A 19,829-nucleotide genomic window follows, 5' to 3' on the forward strand; every position below is an offset into this window, starting at 1 on the left:
TAGGCTGATGCCATGAACCATTTGCCGTGGAGCCGCAGGATTGCCGCCGTCGCGTCCCTGGGGGATGAAAACCGCAGGCGGCTCTTTGACTTCGTCACCGCGGCGGATCAGGCGGTGGGCCGCGACGACGCGGCCGGTGCCCTCGGGCTGGCAAGGAGCACCGCCTCGTTCCACCTGGACCGGCTGGTCCACGACGGCCTGCTGGCGGTGGAGTTCCGCAAACTCGGCGGCAAGGAGGGGCCCGGTTCCGGCCGGCCGGCCAAGCTGTACCGCGCGGCCGTCCAGGAGGTCTCGGCATCCGTACCGGAACGCAACTATGATCTGGCCGCCGAACTCCTGGTGACGGCGATTGAACAATCCGCGGCCGACGGCGGATCGGCCCGGACCGCGCTGCTGCAGGCCGCCCGGTCGCGGGGCCTGGCCGCGGGGGAAGCCGCCGGCACCGCCGACTTCGCGGAGCTGCTGACCGCCGAGGGGTACCGACCGGCGGAGGACGGTGCCGGCGGGCTCGTGTTGCTCAACTGCCCGTTTCACCGGGTGGCCCAGGGCCACGCGGAGGTGGTCTGCGCCATGAACGGCGCGTTCCTGGGCGGGGCCGCGGCGGGCTGCGGGGTGGATCCGGCCAGGGTCGAAGCGCTCGACATCGAGGAACTCCGGCTGCAGGGCTCGGCTGCCCCGGCCCAGTGCTGCGCCCGGATCAGGCCGCTCTGAGCTTCGCCTGCCCCTTGATGCCGGTCAGCAGGACGCCGGCTACCACCATGATGCCGCCCGCGACCTGGACGAGGGTCAGGGGCGTCCCAAGCGCGACCGTGATGACGGCGGTGAAGACCACCATGAGGTTCAGATAGTTCCCGGCGGTGCCCGGCGGGGTGGTCTTCAATGCCAGGTTCCAGAACAGGTAGGCGCCCAGCGAGGGGAAGACCGCTATGTAGGCCAGCGACCAGCCTTCCGCCGGTGTCTCCGGCAGCCGCACGTGCATGGCCAGCGCAAACGGTGCCAGCGTCACGGTGGCCATGGTGACCTGCACGGCGGTGGCGGCGATGGCGGGAATGTCCAGCCGGCGGGCGATGATCGTGTAGCTGCCCCAGACCACGATGGCGCCGATCATCAGGAGCTCCCCGGCGTTGATCGAGAGGCTGAATACCCGCTGCAGTTCGCCGCGGGTCAGGACCAGCAGCACGCCCAGCAGCCCCAGCCCGATGCCGAGCCAGCCGAGCCGGGTGGTCCTCTCGCCGAGCAGGAAAATTGCCATCACCACAATCAGGGCCGGGTTCGCCGCGGTGATCAGCGAGGCGTTCATCGCGGAGGTGTAGCCGAGCGCGCCGTACAGGAGCAAGGTGTAGCCGCTCATCCCCAGCGCGCTCAGCAGCAGCAGCACGGGCCAGCGGCGCAGGACCGCGCGCCAGTCCGGCTTTTCCACGAAGTGGGCCAGGGCCAGCAGCGGCAGGGCGGCCAGCGTCCAGCGCCAGAAGGTCAGGTCCAGGGGCGTCATCGAGGCGACAGCGGCCTGGCCGACGACGAAATTTCCGGACCAGAACAGGGTGGCCAGGACGAGGTAGAGGGACGCTTTCACCGCTTGAATGTACACCAGTGCCGTCTCCTTCCGGCGTCGCCCTCCGGTGCCTTCCGTCTCCTTCCGGCGTCGCCGTCCCGCGCCGTCCCGCGCCTTCCGGCCGCGCCGTCCCGCGGCGCGGAGCAAGCCCCCCACGGTAGAATTGGCGTGTGCCCGTATACCTAGACCACGCAGCCACCACGCCGCTCGCCGCTGAGGCGCTGACCGCGCTGACGCGTGAGCTGGCCCGCACCGGCAACCCCTCCTCTCTGCACGGGTCCGGCCGCCGCGCCCGCCGGGCTGTCGAGGATGCCCGCGAGGCCCTGGCCGCGGCAGCCGGGGCGCATCCTTCGGAGGTTATCTTCACCTCAGGCGGCACGGAAGCCGACAACCTTGCCGTGAAGGGACTCTATTGGGCCCGCCAGGCCGAGGATCAGCGGCGGACCCGCGTTCTCTGCTCCGCCGTCGAACACCACGCGGTGCTGGACGCCGTCGAATGGCTCGAACGGCACGAGGGAGCCGACGTTCGCTGGCTGCCCGTGGACGCCGACGGCGTGCTGGACCTGGCCGCGCTGGAAGCCGAGTTGGCCGACGATCCGGCCTCGATTGCCCTGGTCACCGTCATGTGGGCCAACAACGAAGTAGGCAGCCTCCAACCGGTCGCGGAGGTCGTGCGGCTGGCGCACGCCGCCGGCGTGCCCGTGCATTCCGACGCCGTGCAGGCGTTCGGCTCCGTGCCGGTTGATTTCCGTGGGACCGGCCTGGACGCCATGTCCATCTCCGGCCACAAAATCGGCGGCCCGGTCGGCGTCGGCGCGCTGCTGCTGGGCCGCGCCGTCAAGCTGACCCCGGTCCAGCACGGCGGGGGACAGGAACGCGACGTGCGCTCCGGCACCCTGGACACCGCGTCGATCGCAGCCTTCGCCGCCGCGGCGGAGGCAGCCACCGGAAATCTGGCCGCCGAGTCGGCACGGATCTCCGCGCTCCGGGACCGTCTGATTGACGGCGTCCGCGCCGCCGTTCCGGAGGCCGTGCTGCGCGGTGCCCCCGGGAACGGCCGGCTGCCGGGCAACGCGCATTTCACCTTCCCCGGCTGCGAGGGCGACTCGCTGTTGTTCCTGCTGGACCTCGCCGGGGTGGAATCCTCCACCGGCTCAGCCTGCACCGCCGGCGTGCCGCGGCCCTCCCACGTGCTGCTCGCCATGGGCCTGGATGAGGACACCGCCCGGGGCGCCCAGCGCTTCACCCTCGGCCACTCCTCTACCGACGCCGACGTCGATGCGCTGCTGGCGGCCCTGCCGGCGGCGTACACCCGCGCCCGCCAGGCCGGCATGGCCGGACACGAGTCCAGCATCCAGACCGCGGGAACCGTCGCCCGCCAATCCGCCAACGGCTAGTCCAAGGACAGTAGCTGCTCCAGCGGGACGTCCGGATCCGCCAGCGAGTCCGGGCTGACGGAGCCGCGTGCAGTGATGAGTGCCTTGATGGCCTTTTGCGGCTTGTCGGACCGCGGCCAGTTGACGTTCATGCCTGCGACCACGCAGCCTTCGCGCTGCCAGAAGGCGAGGAATTCCTGCCGCTCCAGTGAACCCCTGAGCACGGGCGGGCCCTCGACCAGGCTGGGGAAGCCGGAATACTCCATGCTGACGTCGTACTGGTCCGTATAGAAGTAAGGAATGGTGTCCAGTACGGCCTCCCGTCCGAGCATCGCCCGGCCGGCGACCTTCCCGCCGTTGAGCGCGTTGGACCAGTGCTCGCTGCGGTGGTGCCCGCCGGTGAACGGATGCAGGGCGTTGGCGACGTCGCCGGCGGCAAAGACTCCCGGAGCCGAAGTGCGCAGCGACGCGTCCGTGAGGATCCCGTTGTCCAGGGCGATGCCCGCGGCTGCGGCGAGCGATGTCTCGGGGACGACGCCGACGGCGATGACAACCAGGTCGGCGGCCAGGATTTCGCCGGCGTCGGTGCGGACGCCGGTGACCCGGCCGTCGACGCCTGTGATGGCTGCGGCCGACGCCGGCAGCCGGAACCGCACGCCCCGGGACTCATGCAGCGAGCGGAAGAAGGCGCCCAGTTCGGGGCCAATCGCCGCGGCCAGCGGCACCTGCTCGAGGCCCAGCAGGGTGACGGAGTTGCCATACGAGTTTGCGGCGGCCGCAAGCTCCATTCCGATCCAACCCGAGCCGACCATCACCACGTTCCGGCCGCCCGCGGAGAGGGCATCCCGGAGCCGGCGGCTGTCGTCGAGCGTCCGGAACGTCATGACGCCGTCGAGGCTGCTGCCGGGCAGCGGAATCGAGCGCGGACGTGCCCCCGTGGCCAGCAGGAGCGCGGAATAGGGCAGCCGGCTGCCGTCGCCGAGGGTCACCGTGCGGGCCGCGGTGTCCAGCCCGGTGACGGGAGCGCCCAGTTGGAGGTCGACGTCGTTCTCCTCGTACCAGCCGGCCGGAACCACCGGGAGGGCGTCCTCGCCGTCCTTGCCCAGGAGATATTCCTTGGACAGCGGCGGCCGCAGGTAGGGGGTCTGCGCCTCCTCGGCGAGCAGCGTGACCGGGCCCTCGAAGCCCTCCACCCGCAGGGTCTTCGCGGCGGTGGCGCCCGCCAGCCCGCCACCCACAATCGCGATGTTCTCGACAGCCATCTCGCGCGTCCCGTCTGGGCTTTCGCCGCCCTTGTTCTAAAACCGCTAATGCTGACGTTAGAAGCGCGGCAGGCTGCCGTCAAGCCTTTTTGGGGCAGGAATCGGCGTGGCGATAGAATCGGTATGCGGGCGCTGTGTTATTCATCTGCCCGCGGACCTCCCGATTCCTAGAGAAAGCCAGCATGCGAGTTCTTGCAGCCATGAGCGGCGGCGTCGATTCAGCCGTTGCCGCAGCCCGCGCCGTCGAGGCCGGCCACGACGTCGTCGGGGTCCACCTCGCCCTCTCACGCATGCCCGGAACGCTGCGCACCGGCAGCCGCGGCTGCTGCACCATCGAGGACTCGCGCGACGCCTGGCGGGCGTGCGACGTGCTGGGCATCCCGTACTACGTGTGGGACTTCTCCGAGCGATTCAAGGAAGACGTCGTCCAGGACTTCATCGACGAATACGCCGCCGGCCGCACGCCCAACCCGTGCATGCGCTGCAACGAGCGGATCAAGTTCGCCGCGCTGCTGGAGAAGGCGATCGCGCTGGGTTTCGACGCCGTCTGCACCGGCCACTACGCCAAGGTGATCACGGACGCCGACGGTAACCCCGAACTGCACCGCGCCGCGGACTGGGCAAAGGACCAGAGCTACGTGCTCGGCGTCCTCACGCACGAACAGCTCCGGCACTCGATGTTCCCGCTCGCGGACACCCCCTCCAAGGCCGAGGTCCGCGCCGAGGCCGAACGCCGAGGGCTGTCCGTGGCCAACAAGCCCGACAGCCACGACATCTGCTTCATCCCCGACGGCGACACCGCCGGCTGGCTGGCGGAGAAGATCGAGATGTCCACCGGCGACATCGTGGACGAATCCGGCGCCAAGGTCGGCGAACACCCGGGCGCCAACGCCTTCACCGTCGGCCAGCGCCGCGGGCTGAAGCTGGGCACCCCGGCCGCCGACGGCAAGCCGCGCTTTGTGCTGGAGATCCGCCCCAAGGAGAACAAGGTGGTCGTCGGCCCCGAGGCCCTGCTCGCGATCGACGAGATCCGCGGCATCAAGGTGTCCTGGGCCGGGCTGCCGATCGCGGAGATCGCCACCGGCGAGGAGTTCGACTGCTACGCCCAGGTCCGCGCCCACGGGGACCCGGTGCCGGCAACCGCCCGGATGGAACACTCCGGAGGGTCCGGCGACCTGGTGGTCACGCTGGCGGAACCGCTCCGCGGCGTCGCCCCCGGCCAGACCGTGGTGCTCTACCAGGGCAGCCGGGTCCTTGGCCAGGCCACCATCGACGCCGCGCGGTCGCTCCAGCGGGCCGCCCTCTAACCGCCCCCGACGGGCCGCGTCTTCGGCGGGGGGCCGGTCCGCCGATTCCAGGAGCGCCGCATGCCATTGGCCTGCGGCGCTCCTGCCTTTAACCGTCGCCCGGGCGCGGGACATGTCCATTCTTCGCGGCCACGAGTGGGCACTTCGGGTATATGTCCACTCCCGGGCTCGGGCGCGGGACATGTTCGTTAGCGTGCACCCCGCGCAAGCATCCCGCGCGGGACATGTTCGTTAGCGTGCACCCCGCGCAAGCATCCCGCGCGGGACATGTCCATTCTTCGCGGCCACGAGTGGGCACTTCGGGATTATGTCCACTCCCGGGCCTCGGCGGTGAGCATGCCCGTCCTCCGGCTAGAGCGCGGGCCATGTTCGTCTTCCGGCTAGAGCGAGGGACATGTCCATTCTTCGCGGCCACGAGTGGGCACTTCGGGTATATGCCCAGTCCCTGGCCTGGGCGGTGGGCATGTCCGTTCCCGAGCCCCCGCCGCCGCAGGCCGCACCGAGTCCGGGGTGCCGAAGATCCGGGCGAAATCCCGAAGAATGCGATAACTTCCGCCGGTTCGTGTAAATTTTGTGTCTCAACTCACAAGATGTAGCGATTCGCCCGTGGTCTTCTGATTGAATCTAGGAATCAGGACAGGTGCTGCCCAACGAGTCAAGCTACTTCGGGCTGCGCACTAGTACTCATCGAACAGAAAGTTCACAGATGGCAATGAACAAAAAGGCCCTGCAGAGCGCCATCGCGCTTGCCGGGGTTTCCGCCTTTGCACTGACGGCCTGCACCGGCCCTACCGGCGGCGGAACGTCCTCCGGCAGCGCCGCAGGCGGAGGCAGCATTACGTACGGCACCACGGACAAGGTGGTCACCCTCGACCCGGCCGGCTCCTACGACGCCGGCTCGTTCATGGTGATGAACCAGATCTACCCGTTCCTGATGAACTCGAAGCCCGGAACGGCTGACTCCAGCCCGGACATCGCTGAGTCCGCGTCCTTCACGAGCCCCACGGAATACACCGTCAAGCTCAAGTCCGGCCTCAAGTTCGCCAACGGGCACGCGCTGACGTCCTCGGACGTGAAGTTCTCGATCGACCGCGTCATCAAGATCAACGACGACAACGGCCCGGCCTCCCTGCTGGGCAACCTCGCCTCGGTGGAAGTCAAAGACGACTCCACCGTGGTCTTCAAGCTCAAGGAAGGCAACGACCAGGTCTTCCCGGGCGTGCTCGCCGCGAACGCAGGTCCGATCGTCGACGAAGAGGTCTTCTCCGCCGACAAGCTGATGAGCGACGAGGACATCGTCAAGGGCAAGCCTTTCGCCGGCCAGTACACGATCGAGAGCTACAAGAAGAACGAGCTCGTCAGCCTCAAGGCCAACCCTGACTACAAGGGTCTGCTCGGCAAGCCGGCGAACGACAGCGCCACGATCAAGTACTACGCGGACTCCAACAACCTCAAGCTCGATGTCCAGCAGGGCAACATCGACGTCGCCGGCCGCAGCCTGACCGCGACCGACGCCGCCGACCTCGAGAAGGACTCCAAGGTCAAGGTTCACAAGGGCCCCGGTGGCGAACTGCGCTACATCGTCTTCAACTTCGACACCATGCCGTTCGGCGCCAAGGCTGCCGACGCCGACCCGAAGAAGGCACTCGCCGTCCGCCAGGCGATGGCAGACATCGTCGACCGCGACGCGATCGCCAGCCAGGTCTACAAGGGCACCTACCTGCCCGCGTACTCCGTCGTCCCGGACGGCTTCGTCGGCGCCATCAAGCCGCTCAAGGAAATGTACGGCGACGGCAACGGCAAACCCAGCCTGGACAAGGCCAAGAAGGCCTTCAGCGACGCCGGCGTCACCGCCCCGGTCACGCTGAAGCTGCAGTACAACCCGGACCACTACGGCAAATCCTCCGGCGACGAGTACGCCATGATCAAGGAGCAGCTGGAGAAGTCCGGCCTGTTCAAGGTCGACCTGCAGTCCACTGAGTGGGTCACCTACTCCAAGGACCGCACCAAGGACGTCTACCCGGTCTACCAGCTCGGCTGGTTCCCGGACTACTCCGACGCCGACAACTACCTGACCCCGTTCTTCGTCCCGGGCAACTTCCTCAAGAACCACTACGAGAACGCCTCCGTCACGGCGCTGATCAAGAAGCAGCTCACCACCGTTGACAAGACCGAGCGCGAAAAGGTGCTTGGCGAGGCCCAGACGGCCGTCGCCAAGGACCTCTCCACGCTGCCGCTGTTGCAGGGCGCCCAGCTCATGGTCGCCGGCAAGGACGTCCAGGGTGTCGAAAAGACCCTCGACGCGTCCTTCAAGACCCGTCTTGGTGTGATTTCCAAGTAGGTCCATTCCCCATCCGGTCCTGACCAGCCAAGGAGGCGGGGCGCCTGCGCGGCGTCCCGCCTTTCTTGCTGATAGCAGGACAACCGATTCCGGAAGCCCACGAAGCCGACGGAAACACAAATTTAGGTACCAATGACAACACTTATTGAGGCGCCGCCCAGCGACGCCGACGGCCTATTGCCAACAAAGAAGAAGGCGTCCGGTGGGGGACTGGGCCAATACATCCTGATCAGGTTCCTGCTGATCTTCCCGACCATTTTCATCCTGGTCACACTCGTATTTTTCCTGATGCGCATCACGGGCGACCCGATCACGGCCGCCCTCGGCGGGCGGCTCCCGCCGGAACAACTGGCGGAGCGCATCCACGCGGCCGGCTACGACCGGCCCATCTTCGTGCAGTACTTCGAGTACCTCGGACAGCTCATCACCGGCAATTTCGGCTCCACGCTCTCGGACAACCGCCAGGTCTCCGAGATGCTGACCACCTACGGTTCGGCAACGCTGGAACTGTCCATCAACGCACTGCTCGTGGCACTGCTCGTGGGTATCCCGCTGGGCATGATCGCCGCGCATCGCCGCGACAAGGCGGCCGACGCCGTCCTGCGCATCTTCGCGATCCTCTGCTACGCCACGCCCGTCTTCTTTGCCGGCATGCTGCTCAAGCTGACCTTCTCGGTCTGGCTCGGCTGGCTCCCGGTCGCCGGCCGCGCCAAGACCTCCACCGAACTGGCCCTCACCGCGCTGCAGGCGCCCACCGGCATCTACTGGCTCGACGCGGTCCGCAGCGGCAACATGGCCGCACTCGGTGATGTCACCGCCCATGCCGTGCTGCCCGCCGTCGCCCTTGGGCTGCTGACCGCCGGCATCTTCCTGCGGCTGGTCCGCACCAACGTGATCGGCACCCTCGGCAAGGACTACGTGGAGGCCGGCCGCTCACGCGGCGTCAGCGAATTCCGGCTGGTCACCAAGCACGCCTACAAGCCGGCGCTGATCCCGATCATCACCGTGATGGGCCTGCAGATCGCGGTCATGCTCGGCGGCGCCGTGCTGACCGAGACCACCTTTGAATGGAAAGGCCTCGGCTTCCAGCTGGCGACCTACCTGACGGCCCGCGACTTCGTGGCCGTGCAGGGCATCGTGGTGCTGCTCGCCGTGATCGTGGCCGTGACCAACTTCATCGTGGACATCGTCGCCGCGCTGATCGACCCCCGCGTGAGGTACTGACATGAGCATCGAACCAACCATTGCCGCAGAAAGCCGCCGGGACCCCTGGTACCGGCGACTGCCGGTCGTCTCCCACTTCAACAAGAGCGTCGGCCTGCAGCGGGGCATGCTCGTCACCGGGCTGATCCTGACCTCGCTGTTCCTGCTGACCGCCATCTTCGCACCGTTGATCGCACCCTTCGGCTTCTCCCAGATCTCCGACGCCGACGGCAGCTTCCCCGCCCAGCAGGCACCCGGCGGCAAGCACCTGCTCGGCACCACCGTGGGCGGCTACGACGTGTTCTCCCGGGTCGTCTGGGGCGCGCAGACCGCCGTCATGGTCATCATCGTGGCCGTCATCATGTCGATCTTCATCGGCGTCATCCTCGGCCTGGTCAGCGGCTACATCGGCGGCTGGCTTGACCGGATCCTCGTGGTCGTCGCCGACGCGGTGTACGCGTTCCCGTCCCTGCTGGTCGCCATCGTCATGGCAATCGTGATCAGCGGCGGGCGTTCCAGCCTGTGGGGCGGCATCCTGGCCGCTGCGATCTCGATCACCGTGGTCTTCATCCCGCAGTACTTCCGCGTCATCCGCGCCGAAACCATCCGGCTCAAGGCCGAACCCTTCGTGGAATCGGCCAAGGTGGTGGGCGCGTCCAACATCAGGATCATGACCCGCCACATCTACAAGAACGCCACCCGCACCCTGCCGCTGATCTTCACGCTGAACGCCTCCGAAGCCATCCTCACCCTCGCGGGCCTGGGCTTCCTCGGCTTCGGCATCGAACCGACTTCGGCCGCCGAATGGGGCTTCGACCTCAACAAGGCGCTGGCGGACACCACCTCCGGGATCTGGTGGACCGGTGTCTTCCCGGGCCTGGCCATTGTCCTCACCGTGGTGGGGCTGACCCTGGTCGGCGAAAGCATCAACGACCTCAACGACCCGCGCCTGCGCGGCCGCAAGAAGGCTGCCTCCGGCAAAGCCGGCCCCGGCACCGGCGGACCCGGTTCCGCCGCCCAGGCAGCGCACTCAGCAGAAGTGAGCAGTTCATGAGCACCAATATCGGTTCCGTTTCAGACCAGCACGCCCGCGGCGCCGGGCCCGTGCTGGACATCGACCACCTCAGGGTCACCTTCGCCACGGACGCCGGGGACGTCTATGCCGTGAAGGATGTCAGCCTCGAGGTCAACCCCGGCGAAGTCGTCGCCATCGTCGGCGAGTCCGGCTCCGGCAAGACCGTCACCGCCAAGACCATCTTGGGGCTGCTGCCGGAGACGGCGATCAGCTCCGGCGCAGTGCTGATCAACGGCAACAACGTGATCAGCGTCAGCGCCTCGAAGCTGCGGGAAATCCGCGGCCGCGACGTGGCCATGGTGTTCCAGGAGCCCTCCACGGCGCTCAATCCGGTCTTCACCGTTGGCTGGCAGATCGCCGAGGGCATCCGCGCCCATGCCGGGCACGGGGGAGCGGGCCGGGTCAGCGCCAAGGAGGCCAAGGCTCGCGCCATCGACGCCCTGCGCAAGGTGGGCATCCCGGATCCGGAAACCCGGGTCAACTATTACCCGCACCAGTTCTCCGGCGGCCAGAAACAGCGCGTCGTCATCGCCGCCGCGCTGGCGCTCAACCCGGGCCTCATCGTCGCTGACGAGCCGACCACCGCACTGGACGTCACCGTGCAGGCGGAAATCCTGGAACTGCTGCGCGACCTGCGCGACCAGTACGGCACCTCGATCGTGCTGATCACGCACAACATGGGCGTCGTGGCCGACCTCGCCGACCGCGTCGTCGTGATGTACCAGGGCGACGTCGTCGAGGAGGCCAGCGCTCGGGTGCTCTTTGCGGAACCGAAGCAGGACTACACGAAGAAGCTGCTGGCCGCCGTCCCGCACCTGGGCCGGAACTCCGCCTCGGCGGGCATGACCGAACGCGCCCACCAGGGCGGCAAGGTACTGGTCGAGGCGAAGAACCTCACCATCGAGTACCCCGGCCGGCTGGGCAGCCCGGCGTTCAAGGCCGTGGACGGCGTGAACTTCACCCTGTCCGAGGGCGAGGTCTTCGGCCTCGTCGGCGAGTCCGGCTCCGGCAAGACGACGATCGGCCGCGCCATAGCGGGCCTGAACAGGACCACGGGCGGCAGCCTCAAGGTGCTGGACTACGAGATGCTCAACCTCAAGGAGCGCACCTTCAAACCGCTGCGCAAGCAGATCGGCTTCGTGTTCCAGGACCCGGCGGCGTCGTTCAACCCGCAGCTCACCATCGGTGACTGCATCGCGGAGCCGCTCATCATCCACACCAAGCCGACGCCGGCGCAGGCACGCCAGCGGACCCGGGAGCTGCTCGAATCGGTGCAGCTGCCGGCGGCTTACGCGGACCGGTACCCGCACGAGCTCTCCGGCGGCCAGCGCCAGCGCGCCTCGCTGGCGCGGGCACTGATCCTGAACCCGAAGCTGCTGATCGCCGATGAGCCGACGTCGGCGCTGGATGTTTCGGTGCAGGCGAAGGTGCTGGAGCTGTTCAAGGACATCCAAGCCGAATTCGGTTTCGCCTGCCTCTTCATCAGCCACGACCTCGCCGTGGTGGACATCCTCTCGCACTGGGTCGGTGTCCTGTACAAGGGCAAGATGGTGGAGCAGGGCCTTGGAAACCAGGTCATGGGGCACCCGCAGCACGACTACACCAAGAAGCTCATCGCGTCGCTGCCGGTCCCGGATCCGGACGAGCAGGCCCGGCGTCGTGAGGAGTTCCGCGCGGTTCTCGGAGCCTAGCAAGCGGCCGCGCCTGCCCCGCCTGGGGCGAGGGCTGGCCGCACCAAGGGGCATGCCCGCCGTTCACTGCGAACGGCGGGCATGCCCGCTTAACACCCGGCGGGATTTCCGTGCCAGCCCCTAGACTGGACGAATGACCGAGCAGAACCAGCACCTCCCTGACGCCGATTCCTACGACCCCACGGCCAGCTCGCTGGCCGGGCACGTGGATCCCGCGGTGATGGCGGAACTGCTCTCCATCCGCTCCAGCATCGACAACATCGATGCCACCCTGGTCTTCCTCCTGGCCGAGCGCTTCAAGGCGACGCAGAAGGTCGGCTTCCTCAAGGCCGCGCACAAGCTTCCCGCGGGGGATCCCGGCCGGGAAACGGCACAGATCGCGCGCCTGCGCCGCCTCGCCGCCGAAGCCCACCTGGACCCGGCGTTCGCGGAAAAATTCCTGAACTTCATCATCGGCGAGGTGATCCGGCACCATGAGGCCATCGCCGAGGACCATGAGGCGGCCGCGCACCGGGCCACGGCTGCTGCGGACCCCGGCGTTTCCGCCGAGGCGTAGCCGTGCCCGTACCCGTTTCCCCCGGCCAGGTCACGGCCACCGCACTCGGCCCGTGGCCGGGGGAGGACCCGGTCGAAGCTGCCCGCATCATCCGCGGCGAGCTCGGCAGTCCACACGTTCCCTTCCTCGCCGAACTCCCGGACCGAGGCGTGGGTTCCGACGCGCTCGGCCGGACGGCGTCGCTGCTGGAGGGCCTCGCCGTCGACGTCCAGCCTTACGGCTGGCGGCTCGTTGACCGCCCCGGCAAGGACCTCATGCGGGCCCGTTCGGCGCTGTCCACCGACATCAACGTCCTCGCCGACGTCGTCGGGGCCGAGGACACGCCGGCCGCGGAGCTCAAGATCCAACTGCGCGGCCCGCTCAGCCTCGCCGCCGGACTGCACCTGCACAACGGGGAGCGGGCCCTCCTCGACCACGGCGCCCGGCGGGACCTCGCGGCCTCGCTGGCAGCCGGTGTGGGCCCCTACCTGCGCAAGGTCGCCGCCGCCGCGCCCGGAGCCGGCCTGGTGGTGCAGCTCGACGAACCGGACATCGCCGCCGTGATGGCCGGCACCATCCCCACCTCCAGCGGCTACCGCACCCTGCGCGCAGTCGCCGGTTCTGAAATCACCGAGTCCTGGCGCCTCGTCATCGATGCCCTGAGGGCCGCCGGCGCGGCCGAAATCGTGGTCTCCGTGCCTGAAGTCGAGGCGCCCTTCGACCGGATCCTCGCCGCCGGTGCCGACGGGATCGCGGTGCCGCTGCGTGCACTGACCTCCCGCCAGTGGGAACAAATCGCGGCAGCCGTGGAGTCCGGGAAACGCTTCTGGGCCGGGGCGCTGCCGGTCGACCAGCCGGCCGCGGCGCTGCCGCGCGTGCCCCAGGCCGTCGAAACGCTCTGGCTCCCGTGGCGCCAGCTCGGCCTCCCGGCCACGGCGCTGGGCACCGTGCGGGTGACGCCCTCCGCAGGCCTCGCCGGACACACGCCGTCGTCCGCGACGGCGGTGCTGACCCGCCTGACGCAGCTCGCTGACGGCCTCAACCAGCTGGCGCTCGGCTAAGACCTAGACGCGGCTTTCCCAACGCTCGGGCCGGGCCCTCTCCGGCAGGTAGCCCGGCGCCAGGGCATCCGCCGGGTAAGGCTCAAGCCGGTAGTCGAAGTGCCCGGCGTAGACCAGCACCAGGCCGATCTGGGGCTGGATCACCTTGACCTGGATCCGATGCCGGCCCTCGTCCGGCTCCCACCATTGCTCGGCATAGGCCTTGGCATCCAGGGCGTCCGGCAGCGGGATCCGCAGCGGCCCCAGGAACAGCCGGGAGGCCTCGGAGACGCCCCGCAGCCGGCCTTCCGGGGTGACGCTCAGGTTGAGGTCGGTGACCAGCCTGCGGTAGCGGCCGACGTAATCAACCAGCCGCGGGGTGCCCCCGGAGGAGTCCGTGCTGGTGGTGTCTTGGAAGATCCGGGTGGTCTGCGGGAAGAAAATTTCCCGGCGCGCGGTCAGGCTGGAGCGCCCGAACGGGTCCAGATGGGCGTGGTTCTCGATCCGGAACCTGATGCCCTCGCCGTATTCCGGGAAGAACGCCTGTTCGCCGGTCGCGAGCCGCAGCAGCGGCCGCAGCCAGCGCTGCCGGCAGCCGACGACGTCGAAGACGCCCTCGCCCACCCCGTAGTGCCCGGAGCCCGGGGCGAGCGAGAAGTACTGCTGCAGTTCCGGCTGCAGCCGGGAGAATTCGCGTCCCAGGCCGAGCTGGTAGATGGGTTCGTAGCTGGTCACGGCATACTCCTTGGGGTCACAGCCGTCCGGCGGCCTTCAATCGAATGTACGCGTCCGCCAGCGCCGGCGGCAGCAGGGATGGCTCGGCATCGACAACTTCAGCGCCGGCCTGGCGCAGCTGGGCGCTGACCGCCTCGCGTTCCAGCAGGGCCCGCTCGGCCGCCGCGGCCCGGAACACCCCGCTGGCGCTCGAACGCTCCTGCTGCATTTCGCCGAGCATGGGATCGCGGACCGAGGCCACCACCACCACGTGCTGCTGCGCGAGCAGGGCGGCCATCGGCAGCAGCCCCTCTTCGGGTGCGCCGCCGTCGAGCGCGGTGAGCAGCACCACCAGGGACCGGTGGGCGGAGACCGAGCGGATCTGGGCCGGGATCTGTGACCAGTCGAGTTCGATGAGTTCGGCGTCGAGCGGGACCATCGCCTGGACCAGCTGTCCCAGCAGGTTCCCCTTGGCCGCCGACCCGGCCCGCGCCCGGAGCCTGCGGTCGAAGGCGAGGAAGTCCACCCTGTCGCCGCCCCGTTCGGCAAGGACAGCCAGTAGCAGCGCCGCCTCGATGCCTGTGTCCAGCCGCGGCTCGTCCGCGATCCGGGCTGCGGCCGTGCGCGAAGTGTCCAGCAGGATGACGACGCGGCGGTCGCGCTCCGGCCGCCAGGTGCGGACCACGACGGCGGAGCGGCGGGCCGTGGCACGCCAGTCGATGGAGCGCACGTCGTCGCCGCGGACGTAGTCGCGCAGGGAGTCGAATTCGGTGCCGGCGCCCCGGATCTGGACCGCCGCCTTGCCGTCGAGCTCCCGCAGCTGGCGCAGCTTGGACGGAAGGTGCCGCCGCGCGTGGAACGGCGGGAGCACCCGGAGGGAACCGGGGCAGGGCAGGGTGCGTTGCCGTGCGGCAAGGCCCAGCGGGCCGAAGGCGCGGACCGTGACATGCGCGGCGCCCAGTTCGCCGCGCCGCGTGGGCTGCAGCGTGACGGTCATCCGGCGGCGCTCACCCGCCGGTACGAGCAGGCGCTGGTTCGGGTTCTGCGCGCCGGCCGAGGGCTGCCAGGCGTCCCGGACCAGGCCGTGCAGGGCGCGGCGGCCGGCGTTGGCCACCGTCAGGACGGACTCCGCCGACCCCGTGAGCGGGACGCTGCCGGGATCGGTGCGCTGCACCGAGACGTGCCTCAGCGGTACCGCGAGGCCCAGGTCGAGCAGCGCGGCGGCGGCCAGCAGCAGGAGGACAACCCCTGCGGACTCCCAGCCGGGCAGGAGCACGGCGGGGACCAGGCCAAGCAGTGCCAGCAGCACGAAGCGTCCGGAAATCGCCATGGCTCAGCGCGGCACTGGCACGGAAGCGAGGATGCTGCCCAGCACGCCGTCGACGTGCACGCCGTCCATCTCCGCCTCGGGGCGCAGGGCCACCCGGTGCCGCAGGCAGGGCAGGGCGAGGGCCTTGACGTCGTCCGGGGTGACGAAGCGGCGGCCGGAGAGCCAGGCCCAGGCACGGGAGCCGTTCAGCAGGGCCGCGGCGCCGCGCGGCGAGACGCCCAGCTGGAACGACGGCGCGGAACGGGTGGCGCGGACGAGGTCGACGATGTAGGCCAGGACTTCGGGACCGATCTCGACGGCGGCCACGGCCTGCCGCGCCTGCTCCAGCTCGGCGGGACCCGCGACGGGGCGGACGCCGGCCGCGGCCAGGTTGCGCGGATCGAAGCCGGCCGCGTGCCGCCGGATCACCTCGATTTCATCCTCCCGGCCGGGCAGCGGCATGGTCAGTTTGAGCAGGAAGCGGTCCAGCTGCGCCTCCGGCAGCGGGTAGGTGCCCTCGTACTCCACCGGGTTTTGCGTGGCCGCCACGATGAAGGGCGCGGGAAGCTGGCGCGAGACGCCGTCAACCGACACCTGCCGCTCCTCCATGGCTTCCAGAAGCGAGGCCTGCGTCTTGGGCGGCGTCCGGTTGATCTCATCCGCGAGCAGGATGTTGGTGAAAACGGGGCCCTCGCGGAAGCTGAACTCCGAGGTGCGCGAATCGTAGATGAGCGAGCCGGTGACATCGCCGGGCATCAGGTCCGGGGTGAACTGGATCCGCTTGGTATCGAGGCTGAGGGCCGCGGAGAGGCTGCGCACCAGCAGGGTCTTGGCCACGCCAGGCACCCCTTCAATCAACACATGTCCCCGGGACAGCAGCGCAATCAGCATCCCGGTGACGGTGGCGTCCTGCCCGACGACGGCCTTGGCGACCTCCTGGCGCACATCCAGCAGGGCCTGGCGGACTGGGTCCGGGTCCCGGGCGTCCCGGTAGCCGTGGGCTCCCGCTGCCTGCTGCGGCGCCTGCTGCGCGGCGGGCCGTGGCGCGGGCCAGGGGGCGGCAGTGCTGGATCCGGCAGCGGCTGTTGCGGCCGGGCCGGTGGAGACGGTTGGCTGATCATTCATCGGGCGTGTACCTCTTTCTCTAGTCTTTCCAGCTGCTGGGCCCAGCGCACGAGCTCGGCTTCGGCCCGGGGTTCGGCGTCGAGGACAACGGCGACGCTTTCCGGAGTCCGGTCCAGGTGCCGGGCAGCCGCGTCGATGATGGCCGCGGCCCCGGCGTCCGGTCCCAGCCGGAGGGTCCTGGCCAGCCGCACCAGCGTGCCGGCCCGGAGGACGTCGGCGGCACGGTCCACGGCGCGGGCGTCATGGTAGAGGCGGGCCCGTCCTTCAGCCGTCTCCACCGCCTTCACCACCACGGGGAGCGGTTCGAAGACCAGCGGGCCAAGCCTGCGGCCGCGCCAGAAAATTGCCAGCACCGCCACGAACGCCAGCCAGGGCCCCAGGACGTGGGTCCACGGCGCGGCCAGCTCATCGAGGGTCACCGGTTTCTTCGCCGCGGGCACATCGGCGATCCCGGGCAGGTACCAGACCAGCCGCTGCTCCGCCCCAAGGGTCCGCAGCACCAGAGCTGCGTTGCCTTGCTCGGCGAGGGCTCCGTTGCTGAGGATTTTGGTGCTGCCCAGGACCACGGTCCGGCCGTCCTCGCTGCCGGCGTAGAGGCCGCCCCCGCCGTCGCGCGGCGCGTAACAGACCACTTCTCCGTCGTAGAGGTAGCCATTCGCGGCCGAGACCGTGCCGGCGTCGACGGGGTCGGAAATAACGCAAGCCGGGGCTAGTACCTCGGTGCCGTCCCGCACCACGCCGGCCTGCACGATCCCGCCGCTGACGCCTTGCAGCGTGTTGAGCCGGGGTGTGATCACCACCAGACGGTCCGCCGCGCCGCCCAGGTACTGCAGCTGGTCGCGGCCGAGGTAGCCGTTGCGGTCGTAGAGCAGGACGGTGGTGCGCTCGCCGGCGCGTTTGGCGCTTTCAAGCGTCTGGATGGTCGACTCGAAAGAGTCCCGCTGCTCCACGACGACGCCATGGCGAACAAGGATTTCCGCGGCGGCGCGTGCTCCTTCAGGGGCGGGATTTCGGATGGACAGCTGGGTCCGATCTCCATGGGGTTGCAGCTGAAGCACCGCCGTGAGGACGAGGGCAGCGACAAAGACGACGCCGAGGATGGCCCAGGTGCGGTGCCGGCGGATCCAGCGCAGCGGCGCCGCTGTGCTCTTCACAGCGGCCTGACGAGCGCGTCCGAGCCGGTGCCCCGATAATCCGGGGTGGTGCCGGCCAGCGCCGCATCGAGCCGGGCGAGCGCCGCGTGGTCCGGGGATCCGGCGTCCGCCCCGCCGTACCGGACGGCGTCAAAAGTGAGTGCCGCCTCCTCCAGTTCGCGGGCGTACGCTCCAAAGGCGCGGCCCAACCGGGCGACGACCTCGCTGGCGGTCCGGCCGGGTTGCGGATCCAGTACGGTGCGCTCCTCCGCCGCGCGCACGAGGGCGCGAAACTGCTCGACGACGGCGGCGGACCAGTCCCCGCGCGCCGCGGCGGCGGAGGCCCGCCCGCGGTGCGCGTCAGGGCTTAGTGCCGCATCGGCGTCGAACACGTCCTGGGCGGCGGCCCGCCGGGCGTTGAGCCGCGGACGCACCACCACGACGGCGACAGCAATGACCACGGCGGCGATGACCAGCAGGAGCGGCACGGCATAGCCGCCGTCGGCGCCGGGGGTGCCGTCGCCGGACAGGGAGCGCAGCCAGCGACCGAACTCGGCAAGTGCCTTGTCCAGCCAACTGGGCTCGGCTTCGCGGTACGGTGCCTTCGCGAGCTCCTCCGCCGCCCAGCGGCGCGCTTCGTCCCGGTCGGGCAGCACCGGAGGTTCCGGCTGCAGCCGGGCCGACAGCACCGCCACAGCGCGCTCGGCGGCGAAGACGGGGGCCGCCGTCACCGCCGGACCGGGGGAGGACCGTAGGGAGGTTGCTGCCAGGTGGAGGTGTCCCCGCGGATGGCTGCGGTCCGTCCCGGGACCCCCTCCGGGTCACTTCCCGTCTCCAACTGCCGCAGCAGGGACAGATCGAGTCCGTCCTTGCGCATCCGCAGATCCAGATAGACCAGGGCAACGGTTGAGGTCTGGAAGGCGTAGCCCACGGCGGCCACCAGCGCGGTGACCGCGGTGCCGACGACAGCGACCAGGATCCGGACCACCTGGGACCCACCCTCGCCGCCCTGGGAGAAGACGGTAAACCCGACGGCGTTGCCCAGGAGGCTGACCGGAATAAGGACAATCTGGGTGATAACCCCGACGAGCAGCCCCACCACCAGGGTGACGCCCAGGATGCGCCACCAGTTCCTGCCCGTGAGCTGCCAGGAACGGCGCAGCCCGGCGAAGGTGCCGATCTCCTCCACCACAATCGCCGCCGGCGCGACGAGGAACCGGATGCCGAGCCAGAGCAGCACAATCATCAGGCCGATGAACAGGAGCACCAAGGCAAGCACGGCGGCGCGCTCCATGGCCGCAACCAGGGCCATCGTTGCCACCACCGCGAGGACGACGACGGCGGCCGCGCCCAGGATCAGCAGGCCTGCGAGTCCCAGCAGGGCACCGGTCCGGGAACGGGAGAGCGTCCACATCTGGCGGAAGCCTGTCCGCCTGTTCAGCAGTGCCCGCGCCACGGGGACCGCCATGGCACCCTGCATGACCACCGAAATCAGCACGGTCAGGAGCGACAACAGCGCGCCGACGCCGGCCGCTGTGCCAAAGGCGAACGCCGTGGCTTGCGACGAACCCAGGTTGCCCGGCCAGGGTGCGCCTGATCCCCCGAAGAGGGCACCTGTCTGGGCCAGCGCGGAAGTGACAGACGTCAGGGCCTGGGCGATCACGCCCGCCCCCAGCATGGCCGCGGGATTCCGCCTGACGGTCCGGAATGCGCCGTCGAGGATTTCGCCGAACATCAAGGGCCGCAGCGGCACAATGCCGGGCTTGGGCGGCGCGACGTAACGCGGCTGGCCATAAGGGGAGGGGACGTAGGGGCCGGAAAAGCGGGGGCCGGGCTGGGGAGCGCCCCACTGCGGCTGCTGGCCCCACTGCGGGGTGGTGCCCCATGCGGGTTGTTGGGCCTGCGGCTGCTGGCCCCACTGCGGGGTGGTGCCCCCTGCGGGTTGTTGGGCCGGCGGCTGCTGCCCCCACTGCGGCTGGCCGCCCCACTGCTGCGGTTCGCTAGGTTCCTGCTCAGACAAGCTTTTCCTCCCCAAGAAAATTGCCCACCGGATGCACGCGGCCGGGGACCGGTTGCCGTGCCGCCCGCGTGCCCCGGCGTAAGTCCGGGCCAGGCTTGCCCCCAGCCTATAGTTTCGACGGCCGGCCGCAAGCATTCGGGCCAAGT

General features: G+C 69.5%; 17 protein-coding genes. 9 read left to right on the top strand and 8 right to left on the bottom strand.

Translation table 11 applies throughout. The features are described 5' to 3' along the window. Window positions 1-12: 12 nt before the first annotated feature. Window positions 13-711: a helix-turn-helix transcriptional regulator gene (locus AC1DB8_RS04015; protein ID WP_476892230.1), complete on the top strand. Its 699-nt coding sequence runs from the start codon at window positions 13-15 to the stop codon at window positions 709-711. Here the strand turns inward: AC1DB8_RS04015 and AC1DB8_RS04020 are convergent. Continuing rightward, window positions 698-1,573, bottom strand: a complete 876-nt coding sequence (locus tag AC1DB8_RS04020; RefSeq protein WP_476892231.1) for a DMT family transporter — start codon at window positions 1,571-1,573, stop codon at window positions 698-700. The two genes, AC1DB8_RS04015 and AC1DB8_RS04020, sit on opposite strands and share 14 nt — an antisense overlap. A 149-nt stretch (window positions 1,574-1,722) precedes the next feature. Here AC1DB8_RS04020 and AC1DB8_RS04025 point away from each other — a divergent pair, with 149 nt between their 5' ends. Continuing rightward, complete coding sequence (locus AC1DB8_RS04025) at window positions 1,723-2,949, top strand: cysteine desulfurase family protein (RefSeq protein ID WP_476892232.1); 1,227 nt, start codon at window positions 1,723-1,725, stop codon at window positions 2,947-2,949. Here the strand turns inward: AC1DB8_RS04025 and AC1DB8_RS04030 are convergent. After that, window positions 2,946-4,190: an NAD(P)/FAD-dependent oxidoreductase gene (locus tag AC1DB8_RS04030; RefSeq protein ID WP_476892233.1), complete on the bottom strand. Its 1,245-nt coding sequence runs from the start codon at window positions 4,188-4,190 to the stop codon at window positions 2,946-2,948. The genes AC1DB8_RS04025 and AC1DB8_RS04030 overlap by 4 nt on opposite strands. A gap of 182 nt (window positions 4,191-4,372) precedes the next feature. Here AC1DB8_RS04030 and mnmA point away from each other — a divergent pair, with 182 nt between their 5' ends. From mnmA to AC1DB8_RS04065, 7 genes are all read left to right on the top strand, one after another. Then, window positions 4,373-5,497: a tRNA 2-thiouridine(34) synthase MnmA gene (gene mnmA / locus AC1DB8_RS04035; RefSeq protein ID WP_476892234.1), complete on the top strand. Its 1,125-nt coding sequence runs from the start codon at window positions 4,373-4,375 to the stop codon at window positions 5,495-5,497. Window positions 5,498-6,203: 706 nt separating this feature from the next. Beyond that, window positions 6,204-7,838 (top strand): ABC transporter substrate-binding protein, encoded by a 1,635-nt coding sequence (locus AC1DB8_RS04040; protein ID WP_476892235.1) that lies wholly within the window; start codon window positions 6,204-6,206, stop codon window positions 7,836-7,838. 132 nt (window positions 7,839-7,970) lie between these two features. Continuing rightward, window positions 7,971-9,062, top strand: a complete 1,092-nt coding sequence (locus tag AC1DB8_RS04045; protein ID WP_476892236.1) for an ABC transporter permease — start codon at window positions 7,971-7,973, stop codon at window positions 9,060-9,062. 1 nt (window position 9,063) lies between these two features. Further along, window positions 9,064-10,095 carry an ABC transporter permease gene (locus tag AC1DB8_RS04050; protein WP_441417247.1) on the top strand — a complete coding sequence of 344 codons (1,032 nt, stop codon included), beginning with the start codon at window positions 9,064-9,066 and terminating at the stop codon, window positions 10,093-10,095. Continuing rightward, window positions 10,092-11,807, top strand: a complete 1,716-nt coding sequence (locus tag AC1DB8_RS04055; RefSeq protein WP_441417248.1) for an ABC transporter ATP-binding protein — start codon at window positions 10,092-10,094, stop codon at window positions 11,805-11,807. Before AC1DB8_RS04050 ends, AC1DB8_RS04055 begins: the two co-directional genes overlap by 4 nt. 133 nt (window positions 11,808-11,940) lie before the next feature. Further along, on the top strand, window positions 11,941-12,363 hold the full coding sequence (locus AC1DB8_RS04060; RefSeq protein WP_476892237.1) for a chorismate mutase: 423 nt from the start codon (window positions 11,941-11,943) through the stop codon (window positions 12,361-12,363). Between the two features lie 2 nt (window positions 12,364-12,365). Beyond that, window positions 12,366-13,403 carry a uroporphyrinogen decarboxylase/cobalamine-independent methonine synthase family protein gene (locus tag AC1DB8_RS04065; RefSeq protein WP_441417250.1) on the top strand — a complete coding sequence of 346 codons (1,038 nt, stop codon included), beginning with the start codon at window positions 12,366-12,368 and terminating at the stop codon, window positions 13,401-13,403. A gap of 3 nt (window positions 13,404-13,406) precedes the next feature. Here AC1DB8_RS04065 and AC1DB8_RS04070 read toward each other — a convergent pair whose 3' ends face one another. The 6 genes from AC1DB8_RS04070 to AC1DB8_RS04095 are packed head-to-tail and all read right to left on the bottom strand — an operon-like array spanning window position 13,407 to window position 19,683. Next, a complete protein-coding gene (locus tag AC1DB8_RS04070) occupies window positions 13,407-14,117 on the bottom strand; it encodes a DUF4166 domain-containing protein (RefSeq protein WP_441417251.1) in 711 nt (236 codons plus the stop codon). A gap of 16 nt (window positions 14,118-14,133) precedes the next feature. Then, window positions 14,134-15,426, bottom strand: coding sequence for a DUF58 domain-containing protein (locus tag AC1DB8_RS04075; protein WP_476892238.1), 1,293 nt, complete (start codon window positions 15,424-15,426; stop codon window positions 14,134-14,136). Between the two features lie 3 nt (window positions 15,427-15,429). Further along, entirely contained in the window at window positions 15,430-16,530 is a 1,101-nt protein-coding gene (locus tag AC1DB8_RS04080) for an AAA family ATPase (protein WP_441417253.1), read from the bottom strand. Then, window positions 16,527-17,684 carry a DUF4350 domain-containing protein gene (locus AC1DB8_RS04085; RefSeq protein ID WP_441417254.1) on the bottom strand — a complete coding sequence of 386 codons (1,158 nt, stop codon included), beginning with the start codon at window positions 17,682-17,684 and terminating at the stop codon, window positions 16,527-16,529. Before AC1DB8_RS04085 ends, AC1DB8_RS04080 begins: the two co-directional genes overlap by 4 nt. Further along, a complete protein-coding gene (locus tag AC1DB8_RS04090; protein ID WP_476892239.1) occupies window positions 17,681-18,394 on the bottom strand; it encodes a DUF4129 domain-containing protein in 714 nt (237 codons plus the stop codon). Before AC1DB8_RS04090 ends, AC1DB8_RS04085 begins: the two co-directional genes overlap by 4 nt. Beyond that, window positions 18,391-19,683 (bottom strand): DUF7847 domain-containing protein, encoded by a 1,293-nt coding sequence (locus AC1DB8_RS04095; protein ID WP_441417256.1) that lies wholly within the window; start codon window positions 19,681-19,683, stop codon window positions 18,391-18,393. Before AC1DB8_RS04095 ends, AC1DB8_RS04090 begins: the two co-directional genes overlap by 4 nt. Between the last annotated feature and the right edge of the window lie 146 nt (window positions 19,684-19,829).

This window comes from Arthrobacter sp. 10N410 (genome assembly GCF_056394945.1).